The sequence below is a fragment of the Pseudomonas sp. AN3A02 genome, from assembly GCF_011765255.1.
Lineage (GTDB): Bacteria > Pseudomonadota > Gammaproteobacteria > Pseudomonadales > Pseudomonadaceae > Aquipseudomonas.
Genome location: NZ_JAARNI010000002.1, coordinates 121,409 through 136,355 on the forward strand (window position 1 = coordinate 121,409; position 14,947 = coordinate 136,355).

Annotated in this window: 11 protein-coding genes; 8 read left to right on the forward strand and 3 right to left on the reverse strand. The window is 60.3% G+C overall.

Translation table 11 applies throughout. The annotated features are described in order from the left end of the window. Positions 1-79: 79 nt before the first annotated feature. The 8 genes from HBJ59_RS10435 to HBJ59_RS10470 all read left to right on the forward strand — a co-directional run bounded on the left by HBJ59_RS10435 (position 80) and on the right by HBJ59_RS10470 (position 9,763). Positions 80-2,404 carry a TonB-dependent siderophore receptor gene (locus HBJ59_RS10435; RefSeq protein WP_167663503.1) on the forward strand — a complete coding sequence of 775 codons (2,325 nt, stop codon included), beginning with the start codon at positions 80-82 and terminating at the stop codon, positions 2,402-2,404. A 340-nt stretch (positions 2,405-2,744) separates the two neighbouring features. After that, positions 2,745-3,671, forward strand: coding sequence for a glutamate/aspartate ABC transporter substrate-binding protein (locus HBJ59_RS10440; RefSeq protein WP_076015427.1), 927 nt, complete (start codon positions 2,745-2,747; stop codon positions 3,669-3,671). Positions 3,672-3,866: 195 nt separating this feature from the next. Then, on the forward strand, positions 3,867-4,613 hold the full coding sequence (locus HBJ59_RS10445; protein WP_076015428.1) for an amino acid ABC transporter permease: 747 nt from the start codon (positions 3,867-3,869) through the stop codon (positions 4,611-4,613). Beyond that, positions 4,613-5,284, forward strand: a complete 672-nt coding sequence (locus tag HBJ59_RS10450; protein WP_076015429.1) for an amino acid ABC transporter permease — start codon at positions 4,613-4,615, stop codon at positions 5,282-5,284. The genes HBJ59_RS10445 and HBJ59_RS10450 overlap by 1 nt, the downstream gene beginning before the upstream one ends. Then, the gene (locus HBJ59_RS10455; protein ID WP_003208734.1) at positions 5,281-6,015 is read left to right on the forward strand and encodes an amino acid ABC transporter ATP-binding protein; all 735 of its coding nucleotides are present in this window, start codon (positions 5,281-5,283) and stop codon (positions 6,013-6,015) included. The genes HBJ59_RS10450 and HBJ59_RS10455 overlap by 4 nt, the downstream gene beginning before the upstream one ends. A gap of 161 nt (positions 6,016-6,176) precedes the next feature. Beyond that, a complete protein-coding gene (locus tag HBJ59_RS10460; RefSeq protein WP_167663504.1) occupies positions 6,177-8,078 on the forward strand; it encodes a sensor histidine kinase in 1,902 nt (633 codons plus the stop codon). Next, positions 8,075-9,415, forward strand: a complete 1,341-nt coding sequence (locus HBJ59_RS10465) for a sigma-54 dependent transcriptional regulator (protein ID WP_167663505.1) — start codon at positions 8,075-8,077, stop codon at positions 9,413-9,415. Before HBJ59_RS10460 ends, HBJ59_RS10465 begins: the two co-directional genes overlap by 4 nt. A gap of 18 nt (positions 9,416-9,433) precedes the next feature. After that, on the forward strand, positions 9,434-9,763 hold the full coding sequence (locus HBJ59_RS10470) for a GlpM family protein (protein WP_167663942.1): 330 nt from the start codon (positions 9,434-9,436) through the stop codon (positions 9,761-9,763). 889 nt (positions 9,764-10,652) lie between these two features. Here HBJ59_RS10470 and HBJ59_RS10475 read toward each other — a convergent pair. Genes HBJ59_RS10475 through HBJ59_RS10485 form a run of 3 tightly spaced genes read right to left on the reverse strand, consistent with a single transcriptional unit; the run spans position 10,653 to position 14,942 of the window. Beyond that, on the reverse strand, positions 10,653-12,050 hold the full coding sequence (locus HBJ59_RS10475) for a sigma-54 dependent transcriptional regulator (RefSeq protein ID WP_076015433.1): 1,398 nt from the start codon (positions 12,048-12,050) through the stop codon (positions 10,653-10,655). After that, positions 12,040-13,818 (reverse strand): HAMP domain-containing sensor histidine kinase, encoded by a 1,779-nt coding sequence (locus tag HBJ59_RS10480; protein WP_076015434.1) that lies wholly within the window; start codon positions 13,816-13,818, stop codon positions 12,040-12,042. Before HBJ59_RS10480 ends, HBJ59_RS10475 begins: the two co-directional genes overlap by 11 nt. Continuing rightward, positions 13,818-14,942 carry a GNAT family N-acetyltransferase gene (locus HBJ59_RS10485; protein ID WP_167663506.1) on the reverse strand — a complete coding sequence of 375 codons (1,125 nt, stop codon included), beginning with the start codon at positions 14,940-14,942 and terminating at the stop codon, positions 13,818-13,820. Before HBJ59_RS10485 ends, HBJ59_RS10480 begins: the two co-directional genes overlap by 1 nt. Between the last annotated feature and the right edge of the window lie 5 nt (positions 14,943-14,947).

Genomic DNA, 14,947 nt, shown 5'->3' on the forward strand with positions numbered 1-14,947 from the left:
ATTTGGTTACAAAGTATTACATTTGAGATCGCTTATCAATTACGATCGCATCTCACTAACACTAACAAGAGATTACTCAATGGCTACCGGCATCAGTTCTGCCCCCCTCTCATCGCGGCATTTGCTCGCGTCGGCAGTGGGCCTGGCAGTGGCTGCGCAAGGAGGATTCAGTTACGCGGCGGAGCCCGCACCAGAAGACAACACAGGGGTCATCCAACTCGGCGCGACCAGCATCGAAGGTCAGGCCCCAAGCCAGAGCGTCTACAACCCTGTGGCTCCTTCTTCCCCCAAGTACACCGAGCCATTGCGCGACACGCCGCAGACCATCACGGTGGTGCCCAAGGAAGTCATCCATGACCAAAACCTGCTGACCTTGCGCGATGTGCTGAGCACCGTGCCAGGCATCACCTTCGGTGCCGGTGAGGGCGGCAGTGGGTATGGCGACAGCATCAACCTGCGCGGGTTTTCCGCCAGCGGCGACATCTACGTGGACGGCGTGCGCGACAGCGCGCAATACAGCCGCACCGACCCCTTCAACCTCGAACAGGTCGAAGTCGTCAGCGGCGCGAGTTCGGTGTATTCCGGTTCAGGTGCGGTCGGCGGCACCATCAATCTGGTGAGTAAACAGCCAGAGTTGCGCGACAAAACCACTATCAGTGCAGGCATCGGCACCGATAACTACAAGCGCACCACCCTCGACACCAACCAGATGCTCAACGACACCACGGCGTTCCGCCTGAACCTGATGGCCCATGGTAACGATGTGCCGGGGCGCGATTATGAAGATTACGAACGCTGGGGCATCGCACCCTCTATCGCGTTTGGCCTGGGCACTCCGACGCGCGTCACGGTCAGTTACGAGCATCAGAAAGACGACAACACGCCGCAATACGGGATTCCGATCTACAACGGCAAACCGATGCCAGGCGTGGGCTGGAGCGATTTCTACGGTTACCACAACATCAATGAGCAACAAACCACCTCGGACGCGTTCAGCCTGAAGCTTGAGCATGATTTCAACGACGCGGTGTCCGTGCGTAACTTCACCCGCGTCGAGCGCGTTCGCCAGGACCTGCGCGCCTCGGGCCCCGAAGGTGCGCAGGCCGGCTGCCTCGCCAGCGGCACCCAGATCACGGGCGCGCCTTGCGCCGCAGGCCTCAAGCCGGGCTATTTCCAGCCAAGCGGCGGCTCACTGGGTAACGAGCGCAACACCCAGAACAAAATGTTCACCAACCAGACCGACGTCACCAGCCACTTCAGCACCGGTTTCATCGACCACACGCTGGTGACCGGTATCGCCATCAGCCGCGAGGAATACGAGGCGGATACCGGAAAATGGCTGACCAACAGCAACGGCAGCACGATAGTGCCGCCACCGGTCAGCTACAGCGATCCGAACTCCGAATGGACCGGCCCGGTCAATTTCACCCGGGCGGCCCACGTCGATGGCGCGCTGAACAACCGCGCCGCCTATGCCTTCGACACGCTCAAACTCAACCCGCAATGGGAAATCAATGGCGGCCTGCGCTACGAGCACAACGTGGGCAGTTCGGTGACCAACGCCTACTCCACCAGCGGTGTGGAAACGCCGGGCGTGCGCTACGGCCAAGCGGACGACCTGACGTCCTACCGCCTGGCCCTGGTCTACAAACCGGCGGAAAACGGCAGCTTCTATATCGCCTACGGCAACAGCAAGACGCCGTCCCAAGCCAGCGTCAATGGGAGTTGCTACACCCCGGCCAAAAGCTCCAGCGTGGCCACCAACAACTGCAACGTAGACCCTGAAACCGCCGTCAGCTATGAGATCGGCACCAAGTGGGACCTGCTCGACAATGCCCTGTCGCTGACGGGCGCGATCTTCCGCAATGACCGCACCAACTACAAAGTCGCCGATAACGACCCGAGCAACCTCAGCGGCACGCAAACCCTCGACGGCAAGGCGCGTGCCGATGGTGTGGCCCTGGGCTTGAGCGGCCAGCTTACTGACCGCTGGAAGGTCTTCGCCAACTACACCTACCTGAACACCCGTGTGCTGCGCAGCGCCAGCGATTACACCCTGGCGACCACCGGCCTCGACGTGCAGAAAGGTGAGCCGCTGACCTTCACCCCCAAACATGCGGCCAGCCTTTGGACGGTGTACGACCTGCCCCACGACTTCCAGGTGGGCTATGGCATCACGGCGCAAACCAAGCAGTACTTGGCCAGCGCCGCAGGAGCACCGACTTCGCCTGGCTACGCGGTGCAGCGAGCGATGCTCGGCTACAAGGTCAACAAACAGCTGAACCTGCAACTGAACGTCAACAACCTGTTCAACAAGGACTACCTCACCCGCATCCGTAACAACGGTTGGGCGGTACCCGGCGATGGTCGCGCAGCGGTTGTCTCGGCCGACTACACGTTCTGACGAAAAATCCACACTAAGACGCCCCGCAGAGCCACGGCCCCGGGGCTTTTTCATGGGCGATATAAACGTATCCAGGCATTCGGATTTCCGAACGCTATACCCCAGCCTATTCGGTTTGCCGGATCAACCTTGCGACAAACGTTCGTCACACAAAGTTAATCTCTATATAAATCATGCTCTTATCCTTTTACCACTGGTATGGCACGACTCATGCTCTACACTCGTAGGCGATTGCCTGAGGCGCCTCAGGAGCCGTCATGGGCATTCGCAGTACTGTTTATATAAAAACGTGGCCGTACCAACCGGTCTCATAAAAAAAACAAATGTCGAGGAAGTATTGATGCGTATCGTTCCCCATATTTTGGGCGCAGCTATCGCTGCTGCTCTGATCAGCACTCCAGTTTTCGCCGCCGAACTCACCGGCACACTGAAGAAAATCAACGACTCCGGCACGATCACTCTCGCTCACCGCGACAGCTCCATTCCGTTTTCCTATATCGCGGATGGTTCGGGCAAGCCAGTGGGCTACTCCCACGACATTCAGTTGGCCGTCGTCGAGCAACTGAAAAAAGACCTGAACAAACCCGATCTGAAGGCCAAGTACAACCTGGTCACCTCGCAAACCCGTATCCCGTTGATCCAGAACGGCACCGCGGACCTCGAGTGCGGCTCCACCACCAACAACGCCGAACGCGCCCAGCAAGTCGACTTCACCGTCAACATCTTCGAAATCGGCACCCGTCTGCTGGTCAAGAAAGACAAGGATGGCAAGCCGTCCTATAGCGATTTCGCTGACCTGAAAGGCAAGAACGTCGTGACCACCGCTGGCACCACGTCCGAGCGCATCATCAAAGCGATGAACGCCGACAAGCAGATGGGCATGAACGTCATCTCCGCCAAAGACCACGGCGAATCCTTCCAGATGCTGGAAAGCGGCCGCGCCGTAGCCTTCATGATGGACGACGCCCTGCTGGCCGGTGAAGAAGCCAAGGCCAAGAAGCCGGACGACTGGGTCATCACCGGTACTCCGCAGTCCTTCGAAGCCTACGCCTGCATGGTTCGTAAAGACGACCCGGCCTTCAAGAAGGCTGTCGATGACGCCATCGTTGCCCTGTTCAAATCCGGCGAAATCAACAAGATCTACAGCAAGTGGTTCGAAAGCCCGATCCCACCAAAAGGCCTGAACCTGAACTTCCCGATGAGCGAAAAGGTGAAGGAGCTGATCGCAAACCCAAGCGACAAACCAGCGCCTGACGTAAAAATCTGATACCTGACTAAGCTTATCTCCTGAGGGAGCCAACCCTCCCTCAGGCGTCTGTTACTACCTGCTGGCTTTAATTTTGGAACACTCGACCTGGCGGTTTCCGAGCCGATCGTGTGTGCCTGGCGTTCACCGTCGGGCGGGAAAGGATCTTCCCCAAGCGGGTGCTTGTACATCGATCGATCTCGAGGGGAGACCCTAATGAACTACAACTGGGACTGGGGCGTATTCTTCAAGTCCACCGGCGTTGGCAGCGAGACTTATCTCGACTGGTACATCTCCGGACTGGGCTGGACCATCGCCATCGCCATCGTGGCCTGGATTATCGCCTTGCTGCTGGGCTCCGTACTCGGCGTCATGCGCACCGTGCCAAACCGCATCGTATCGGGCATTGCGACCTGCTACGTGGAACTGTTTCGTAACGTGCCGCTGCTGGTTCAGCTGTTTATCTGGTACTTCCTCATACCTGACATGCTGCCGCAGAACCTGCAGGACTGGTACAAACAAGACCTCAACCCGACCACTTCAGCTTACCTGAGTGTCGTCGTGTGCCTGGGCCTGTTCACTGCCGCACGTGTGTGCGAACAAGTGCGCACCGGCATCCAGGCGTTGCCACGGGGCCAGGAATCCGCCGCACGCGCCATGGGCTTCAAGCTGCCACAGATCTACTGGAACGTGCTGCTGCCCCAGGCCTACCGGATCATCATTCCGCCGCTTACCTCGGAATTCCTCAACGTCTTCAAGAACTCCTCCGTGGCGTCCCTGATCGGCTTGATGGAACTGCTGGCGCAAACCAAACAGACCGCCGAGTTCTCGGCCAACCTGTTTGAGGCCTTCACCCTGGCCACGCTGATTTACTTCACCCTGAACATGAGCCTGATGCTGCTGATGCGCGTGGTCGAGAAGAAAGTTGCCGTGCCCGGCCTGATCTCCGTGGGGGGTAAATAATGGAATTCGATTTCAGTGGCATCATCCCCGCCATCCCGGGCCTGTGGAACGGCATGGTCATGACCTTGCAGTTGATGGTCATGGGCGTGGTCGGTGGCATCATCATCGGCACCATCCTGGCGCTGATGCGCTTGTCGTCCAACAAGCTGATGTCGCGCCTGGCCGGCGCCTACGTGAACTACTTCCGCTCGATCCCGCTGCTGTTGGTGATCACCTGGTTCTACCTGGCGGTGCCGTTCGTGCTGCGCTGGATCACCGGCGAAGACACCCCGATCGGTGCGTTCACCTCCTGCGTCGTGGCCTTCATGATGTTCGAGGCGGCGTACTTCTGCGAAATCGTGCGGGCCGGCGTGCAGTCGATCCCCAAGGGCCAGATGGCCGCCGCGCAGGCCATGGGCATGACCTACGGCCAGACCATGCGCCTGATCATCCTGCCCCAGGCGTTCCGCAAGATGACCCCGTTGCTGCTGCAACAGTCGATCATCCTGTTCCAGGACACCTCGCTGGTCTACACCGTGGGCCTGGTGGACTTCCTCAACTCCGCCCGCTCCAACGGCGACATCATCGGCCGCTCCAATGAGTTCCTGATCTTCGCCGGTGTCGTCTACTTCATCATCAGCTTTTCCGCCTCGCTGCTGGTCAAGCGTCTGCAAAAAAGGTTTGCCGTATGATCTCTATCAAGAATATCAACAAGTGGTATGGCGACTTCCAGGTGCTGACCGATTGCAGCACCGAGGTTAAAAAAGGCGAAGTGATCGTGGTGTGCGGGCCGTCCGGCTCCGGCAAATCCACCCTGATCAAGTGCGTCAACGCCCTGGAACCGTTCCAGAAAGGCGACGTGGTCGTGGACGGCACCTCCATCGCCGACCCGAAGACCAACCTGCCAAAACTGCGCTCGCGCGTCGGCATGGTGTTCCAGCACTTCGAGCTGTTTCCACACCTGACCATCACCGAAAACCTGACCATCGCGCAGATCAAGGTATTGGGCCGCAGCAAGGAAGAAGCCACCAAGAAGGGCCTGCAACTGCTGGAGCGCGTCGGTCTGTCGGCTCACGCCCACAAGCACCCGGGCCAGCTTTCCGGCGGCCAGCAACAGCGTGTGGCGATTGCCCGTGCGCTGGCGATGGACCCGATCGTCATGCTGTTCGACGAACCGACCTCGGCCCTCGACCCGGAAATGGTCAACGAAGTACTCGACGTGATGGTGCAACTGGCCCAGGAAGGCATGACCATGATGTGCGTGACCCACGAAATGGGTTTCGCCCGCAAGGTCGCCGACCGTGTGATCTTCATGGACGCCGGCAAGATCATCGAAGACTGCCCGAAAGAGGAATTCTTCGGCGACATCAGCGCCCGGTCCGAGCGCGCGCAGCACTTCCTTGAGAAAATCCTGCAGCACTAAAAAGCCGCAGCTCACTGCTTTTCTGTAGGAGCGTGCTTGCTCGCGAAAGACGTCAACGATAACGCGAACATCCTGGATGAGCGCGGTGCCCTTGAGTTTTTCGCGAGCAAGCTCGCTCCTACAGTTGGCAAGTGAGCGATAGCTGACCCAAGGCATCTGTGATGAAATGCGACCCCAACCTCTTTCGCGCCGCGCCGCCATCACTTGCCGTGAAGCCTCGTCTGATTCGCCAATTGTTCCTGCCGCCGCTGATCATCGCGCTGATGATCGGACTGGGTTACGTCGGCTTCTGGATCAGTGAGTTCTATGGGATCCGCACCCTCAGCGATACCGGCGAACGCCAGCTGGAATTGCATGCCCGCACCGTCGAGAGTGAACTCAGCAAATACACCTACCTGCCCAGTCTCCTGGAGCTGGAATCCAGCGTCTCCCGGTTATTGGCCGACCCGAATCAGGAAACCCGCAAAACCGTCAACGACTACCTCGAAGGCCTGAACCGGCGCAGTCGCAGCCGGGCTATTTACGTGATGGATACCACCGGCCGTGTGCTGGCGACCAGTAACTGGCGCGACGCCGACAGTTACCAGGGTGAAGACCTGTCCTTCCGTGCCTATTTCCAGAATGCCGTGCGTGGCCAACCCGGTCGGTTCTACGGCATCGGCAGCACCAACGGCGAACCCGGCTATTACCTGGCCCATGGCCTGGAAGAACACGGCAAGATCATCGGCGTCGCCGTGGTCAAGGTCCGCCTGGAAGCGCTGGAAGAGCGCTGGCAGCGGGCGCGCCTGGAGGCCTTTGTCAGTGACGAGAACGGCATCATCATCCTCTCCAGCGACCCGGCCCGGCGCCTCAAGTCTGTGCGCCCATTGAGCGATGACACCAAGGACCGCCTCGCCCACAGCCTGCAATACTACTGGGCGACGCTCAGCGAACTGGAACCACTGGCCCGCGAGCGCCTGAACGAAGGCACCGAGAAGTTGACCTTCCCGGCCAACAGCGAAGTGGTGGCAGACGAGCATGAAGTCAGCTACCTGGCCCAGACCCGTCCGTTGAACGACACCCCGTGGAACTTCACCCTGCTCACCCCGCTGAACGACCTGCGCCAGGCCGCCATCAACCAGGGCATCCTGGTGGCCGTGGCCTTCGCGTTGGTGGCGTTCCTGTTGATCGCCTGGAACGAGCGCCGCAAGGTGATCGCCACCCGCCTCGCCGCCCGGGAAGCCCTGCAGGAAGCCAACAATCAGCTGGAGCGACGGATTGCCGAACGCACCACCGACCTGCGGGCCAGCAACGAACGGCTCAAGAGCCAGATTCGCGAGCGGCGCCAGGCCGAGGAAACCTTGCGCCGGGCCCAGGACGAACTGGTGCAGGCCGGCAAACTTGCCGCCATCGGCCAGATGTCCACCAGCATCGCCCATGAATTGAACCAGCCACTGGCCGCCTTGCGCACGCTATCGGGCAACACCGTACGCTTCCTGGAGCGCGGGGCGCTGGACACCGCCAGTGCCAACCTCAAAACCATCAACGAACTGATCGACCGCATGGGCCGCATCACCGCCAGCCTGCGCTCCTTTGCCCGGCGCGGTGATGACCAGGGCGAGGCCAATCTGGGCAAGGCGGTGGACGCCACGTTCCAGATCCTCGGCAGCCGCCTGGAAACCTTGCCGCTGACGGTTCACCGTCACTTCACCAGCGCGCAATTGCAGATCGACCAGACGCGCCTGGAGCAGATCCTGGTCAACCTGATCGGCAACGCCCTGGACGCAATGCAAGCGCAACCGGCCCCCGAACTGTGGCTGGAAGGCGACATCGTCGACGGCAAATACCGCCTGCGGGTGCGCGACAACGGCCACGGGATTGATCCCGAGACCCGCAAGCATTTGTTCGAACCGTTCTTTACTACCAAACCCGGCGAACAAGGCCTGGGCCTGGGCCTGACGCTGTCGGCCAGCCTCGCGGCCGCCACCGGCGGCAACCTCGCCGTCGAGCACCCGGCCAGCGGTGGTACTGCCTTTGTCCTGAGTTTGCCGCTGGCGAGCCCTCAACAAGTCGAGTCGAAATGAACGCAGAAAAAAACACCGACCTGACCGTCCTGATCGTCGAAGACGACCCCCATGTATTGCTCGGCTGCCAGCAAGCCCTGGCCCTGGAAGACATTCCCAGCGTGGGCGTGGGCAGTGCCGAAGAAGCCCTGACCCGGGTTGGCGAAAACTTCGCCGGCATCGTCATCAGCGATATTCGCCTGCCGGGCATCGACGGCCTGGAACTGCTGACCCGCCTCAAGGCCCTGGATAAAAGCCTGCCGGTGGTGCTGATCACCGGCCACGGCGACATCTCCATGGCGGTGGGCGCGATGCGCAATGGCGCCTATGACTTCATGGAAAAACCCTTCTCCCCCGAGCGCTTGGTGGACGTTGCCCGTCGCGCCCTGGAGCAACGCGGGCTGGCCAGGGAAGTCTGGTCGCTGCGTCGGCAACTGGCCGAGCGCGACTCGCTGGAAGGCCGGATCATCGGCCGCTCCCCCGCCATGCAAAACCTGCGGGAGTTGATCGCCAACGTCGCCGACACCTCGGCCAACGTGTTGATCGAAGGCGAGACCGGCACCGGCAAGGAACTGGTCGCCCGTTGCCTGCATGATTTCAGCCGGCGTCATTCCCACCAGTTCGTTGCCTTGAACTGCGGTGGCCTGCCGGAGAACCTGTTCGAAAGCGAAATCTTCGGCCATGAAGCCAACGCATTTACCGGCGCCGGCAAGCGCCGCATCGGCAAGATCGAACATGCCCACGAAGGCACGCTGTTCCTCGACGAAGTGGAAAGCATGCCGATGAACCTGCAGATCAAACTGCTGCGGGTATTGCAGGAACGCACCCTGGAGCGCCTGGGCTCGAACCAGAGCGTGGCGGTGGATTGCCGGGTGATCGCCGCCACCAAGTCCGACCTCGACGACCTGAGCCGCGCCAACCAGTTTCGCAGCGACCTGTATTACCGCCTCAACGTGGTAACCCTGGAACTGCCGCCGCTGCGGGAACGCCGGGAAGATATCCTGCAATTGTTCGAACACTTCCTGCAGCAGTCGTCGTTGCGTTTCGACCGTACCGCGCCGGACCTCGACAACCAGACCCTGTCCAACCTGATGAGCCACGACTGGCCGGGCAACGTGCGGGAATTGCGCAACGTGGCCGAGCGGTTTGCCCTGGGTTTGCCGGCGTTTAAAAAGAGCGGCGCCAGCAGCGGCAACCACGGTTTGGCCTTTACCGAAGCGGTGGAGGCGTTCGAGCGCAACCTGCTCAATGACGCGTTGCAGCGCAGCGGCGGCAACCTGACCCAGGCCAGCCAGGAACTGGGGATGGCCAAGACCACGTTGTTCGACAAGGTCAAGAAATACGGGCTGAGCCACTAGGAGCGCATTGTGGATTTATTGTTGAAGGCGGCATTGGGCGCGGGGGTGGTGCTGATTCTGGCGGCGCTGGCCAAGACCAGGAATTACTACATCGCCGGGTTGGTGCCGCTGTTTCCGACGTTTGCGTTGATCGCGCATTACATCGTCGGCAAGGGTCGGTCGGTGGAGGATTTGAAGACCACCATCGTGTTCGGGATGTGGTCGATCATTCCGTACTTTGTGTACCTGGCGACGTTGTATGTGATGGTTGACCGAATGCGCCTGGAGGCCTCGCTGGCGGTGGCGGCGGTGGCGTGGTTGATGGCGGCTACGGTGTTGGTCAGCGTGTGGGTTCGCCTGCACGCCTGACATACGCCTATCAAAAATGTGGAGCTGGGTGGGTGTGTATATCCGTTATTTAGGTGATGGCTTGTATTGGTTCCGCTCTTACAGCGGGTCACTTTTGAAAAGAGCCCAAAAGTAACCAAAAGGCTCTTGCCCCACCACTCGGCACCTCGCTTAGGCTCGGTGTGCCCTCACTCCGGCTTTGGAGCGTGGGCCGCCGCGATGGGCCATCCTTGGCCCAGCGCGGCTAACCCGGCGTCCTGCCGGGTTACCCACGCTCCAAAGCCTGCGTTCGGCCAGCGTGGTTTAACGGGGCGCCTAAGATCAAGATCAAAAGCAGATCAACAGCACAGCGGCCTACCGGCCGGCTTGAGTGTGGTGAAGCAACAGCAACAGCAAAATCAGAAGCTAAAGCGGGCACGGTCCAAATGTGGGAGCGGGCTTGCTCGCGAAGGTCGTTAACGATGACGCGGGCATCCTGATTCAACGCGGCGTTCTCAGGTTTTTCGCGAGCAAGCCCGCTCCCACAGAAAAGCAGCTCTGCTTTCGCTCTGGATCTTGCCTCTGCTTCTAACACTCAAGCCGGCCGGGAGGCCGCTGTGCTTTTGCTTTTGATTGCCCCATTCAGCCCGAGGCCGAACGCAGGTATTGCGGAGCGGGTAAACCGGCAGGACGCCGGTTTAGCCGCGCCGGGCCATGGATGGCCCGTCGCGGCGGCCCGCTTCGCGGTGCCGGAGTGAGGGAACACCGAGCCTAGGCGAGGTGCCGACAGGCGGGGCAGAGCGTTTTGGTTACTTTTGACTGGGCCGGCATTCCGGCTTTTCAAAAGTGACCCGCTGTAAGAGCGGAACCCTAAGCGGCCGTTACCTAAATAACGGATATGTACCCCCCCAAAAAAAACGCTCAGCGCCCCCTAGCGAACAATCTTGTCCACCTGAATCCCCAGCTTCTTCAACCGATACCAAAAGCTACGCTCAGAAATCCCGATCTTCTGCGCAGCCGCAGCCTGAACCCCGTTGCTCTCCTGCAACGCAGCCATGATGTAAGCCTTCTCCACCTCAGCCAGCGCCGCATCCAGATCCTGTGGCACACCCGGCCCGTTACTGAGTATCGCGCCCACCCCATCCTCAGCCGGCTTCGAAGCAAACAGATACGCCGGCAAATCAATGTCCTCGATCACCGGCGTCGCCGCGACGATGGTCGCCCGCTCCACACAGTTTTGCAGCTCACGAATATTGCCCGGCCAGGAATACGCTGCCATGGCCTGCAATGCCTCAGGGCTGAAACCGGTGATGCGTTTACCCGCCGTAGCACTCAAGGTCTGGGCAAAGTGCCGGGCCAGCGGCGCGATGTCTTCCACCCGCTCGCGCAAGGCCGGCAGCGGAATCGGGAACACATTGAGGCGGTAGTAAAGGTCTTCACGAAACTCTTTGTTCGCCACCGCATCCAGCAAATTCTTGTTGGTAGCGGCGATCACCCGCACGTCCACCTTGCGCTCCCGCGGGTCACCCACCGGCTCGATCACCCGCTCCTGCAAGGCCCGCAGGATTTTCGCCTGCAACGCCAACGGCATGTCGCCCACTTCATCGAGAAACAACGTGCCCTTGTCCGCCTGCATGAAGCGCCCGACGCGGTCCGCCACGGCGCCGGTAAAGGCGCCCTTGCGGTGGCCGAACATCTCGCTTTCCAGCAAGCCTTCGGGAATCGCCGCGCAGTTGACGGCTACAAATGGCTTGTCGGCGCGATTGCCGTGTTTGTGGATGGCACGGGCGACCATCTCTTTGCCGGTGCCGCTTTCGCCCGTCAGCAGCACTGTGGCGTTGCTGTCGCGCACCGAGTCGACGGCGTGCAGCACGCGGCGAAACGCCGGGCTGTCGCCCACCAGGCTGTCGAACTGCGAGTGTTCATCCAGCTCGGCACGCATGCGCGCGTTGTCGCGCATGATGTCGCGAAACTGCAGGGCCTTGGCGACGGTGATGTCCAGCTCATCGATGTCGAACGGCTTGGCGATGTAGTCGTAGGCGCCATTGCGCATCGACTGCACCGCATTTTTCACGGTGCTGTAGGCAGTCATCACGATCACCGGCAGATGGGGGTAACGCACCTTGATTTCCGCCAGCAGCGCCGGCCCGTCCATACCGGGCATGCGCCAGTCACTGATCACCAGGTCGATGTCTTCCTGCTCCAGCACCTTGAGCGCGTGCAGGCCGTTGCCGGCGGTAAACACCTGGATCCCGCTCTGGCTCAAGGCCGACGAGAGCAAGTCACAGAGCTTGGGTTCATCGTCGACTACCAATACGTTATGCGTCATCACCATCCTCATCATCGCCGTCATCGTCACCCTGGGCCGGAATGTACAGGCTGAAGGTCGCGCCGGCATCTTTCTCGCTGACACATTCGATGCTGCCGTCATGACTCTCCATGATCGAGAAGACTTTGGCCAGACCCAACCCCGTGCCCGAGGCCTTGGTGGTGACGAATGGTGTGAAGATCCGCTCGATCATGTCCGACGGAATGCCTTCGCCGGTATCGCCGATGCTGATCACTGTGTTGCCGCCCACGCTGCGGATGCCCAGGGTCAGGCGACCGCCTCCGGGCATGGCATCGATGGCGTTGAGAATCAGGTTGAGGCACGCCTGCTTGAGCTGCTTGGCATCGGCGTAAATCGTCGCGCCGGGGGCCTGGTCATCGATATGCGCGTCGATGTTATGGGTCGACAGCTCAGGCCCGCAGAAGCCGAGGATTTCCTCCACCACCGGCCGTGCCGCTTGCACCGTGCGCAACGGCGCGCTGGGTTTGGCGAAGTCGAGGAATTCGGTGATCAGGTCGTTGATCCGGCTGACTTCGCTGATCACGTATTCGAGATGGCGTTTGTCGGTTTCCGGCAAATCGGCGCGGCGGTGCAGCAACTGGGTAGCGGTCTTGATAATGCCCAGCGGGTTGCGGATTTCGTGGGCCAGGCCCATCGCGACTTCGCCCAATGCATGCAGGCGGTCGCGGCGGCGCAGTTGCGCTTCCAGGTGATGCAACTCACCGAGACGCTCGGTCATGTGGTTGAAGGTGCTACTCAGTTGCGCCAGCTCGTCGCCGCCGCTGACCGCCACACGATGCTGATAATTACCCGAGATCACCGCGCTGACGCCTTCGGACAAGTCCCGCAACGGGCGCGTGAGACGCTGGGATACCAGCATGCCGGCACCGAGGGACAGCGCCGAGCTGAGCAGGAAGATCAACACGAACAGATTGCTCTGGTTCACCAGGCCCACCAGGCTGGTGTGCCGCAGCAAGCCGCTGAAGATCACCCCTTGCAGCTCGCCGGCGTCATTGAAGATCGGCCAGTACAAACCGCTGTAGTTGTTGGTGAACTGTTCGCTGGGCTGCTTGGTGCTGCGCAGCGCGGCTTCGATGTTTGAAGGAATCCGGGTGGGGTGATCGACGAAACGCTGGGTAGAGAAAATCTCCGAGAAGCCGTTGGGATTGGCCAGGTACAAGCGCAAGTCGAGGGAATGCACATCGGCCACGCTGGTCAGGAAGCTGCTGTCCAGGTAGGTGGCCACCAGCAGTTGATAGTCAACGCCGTCCTCGCTGGTCTCGAAGGTCGACACCACCACGCCGGTGGTCACGCCCGCCACCTGGACCGTCTGCAACACCGCATTACTGGCCAGGTTGATTTGCTTGACGATGTCATCGGCGGCAGTGCTGAAGACAATCTTGTGGTCACTGCTGCGGATCAGCGCGACCACGTCGATGTCGGTGGCGGCAGCAATGTCGGCGGTCAGCTTGTCGTGTTTCTCGGCCTGGCGCGACGACGGCGGCTTGGTGTAGCGCAGGAACAGTTGGGCGACCCGGGCGTTGTCGTGGAGGATGTCGCCAATCTCGTCCTTGACGATCTTGGTCGACTCCTGCAGCCAGATCCGCACGTTGCTGTCGAAGATCTGCGACAGCGTCGTCGCAGCCAGCTCCGCCGCGATCATCGTCGGAATCACCGTGACCAGCCAGAACGCCAACACCAGCTTGCGCTGGACGCTCCAACGCGAAATGGCAAAGGGGCGAGCTTTTTGGCGGGTCTTGTTGATCATCAGGTTTCGCTTATCGCAGCAGCCATGGCAGGGTCGGATCGATCCGGTCGGAGAAACACTTTTGCAACAAACAGCGCACGGTTGACCAGCCAGTTACGGTGGCGAAAAAACATGCTGTTGCCCTGGAACTCACAGCCCAGCAGCAGCTTGCTGGCATAGCCGGCCTGACCGCATTCATATAACGCAATTTTGTTGCGAATACAGTAGTCGATATTGGTTAACCAACTGCGCACTGCCAGGCTGTACTCATGGCTGTAATCACTGTCTTCGCCGAAAAACTTGTCAATCAGGCGGTCCTGGTTCAACAGGATCAGGTTGAACGCCACCAATTGCTCGTCCACCCAATAAAGCACACAGACCGCACGTTCTTGCAGCTGTTCAAGGATACCGGTGAAATAGCCTGCCGGCAGTCGCTCGAACTGCAGGTCGGAACGTTCCAGGGTGGCCTCATACAGTGCCATGATGCGCGGCAGGACGTCGTCGATGTTGCGTCGCCACTCAACACGCGGGCCAGGTGCGCGCAGTTTGCGGCGCACGTCCTTGCGGGTGGCTTTGTCCAGGGAACCCAGGTAGGCGTCCACTGAACCAAAAGGGATCGGCAATAAGGCCGTTGGCAGGCTGGGCATGCTCTGGAAGCCCGCATCAAGGCAGCTGTTTGACCAGGCTTCATCCTTGGTCGGTGCGTCCTTGACCGCCACCAGCCCAACGCCGAACGTATCGGCATCCTGGCGCGCGGCGGCGAGCAATTGCGCAAGCAACGCCTGGCGCCCTGATTCAGGAACGTGGCTGGCGATACCGGCATTGCACTGTTCCGCCACCGGCGAACCGATGGCATACAGGCCCAACTTCAAAACACCCGGCCACAGTCGCTCCAGGCGCTCGGTAAAGCGCTTACCTACGCCCGACACCGTGGTGTCGAGGCGATAACGCGTAATGAACGCCGGCGCGACTGCTACCAGCGTTGTATCGTTAAACACCGCAAGATAGCGCCACTGAAAATCATCAATAGCAGCGCTTTCCACGGCCACGTAATAGTCCCAATCCTCCAGGGCATCGGGAAAACAGTCGTTCCAGGCACTGCGTTCGATGGCCCGAATGGTCGAAAAGGCTTGGGCGGTAATCACAACGT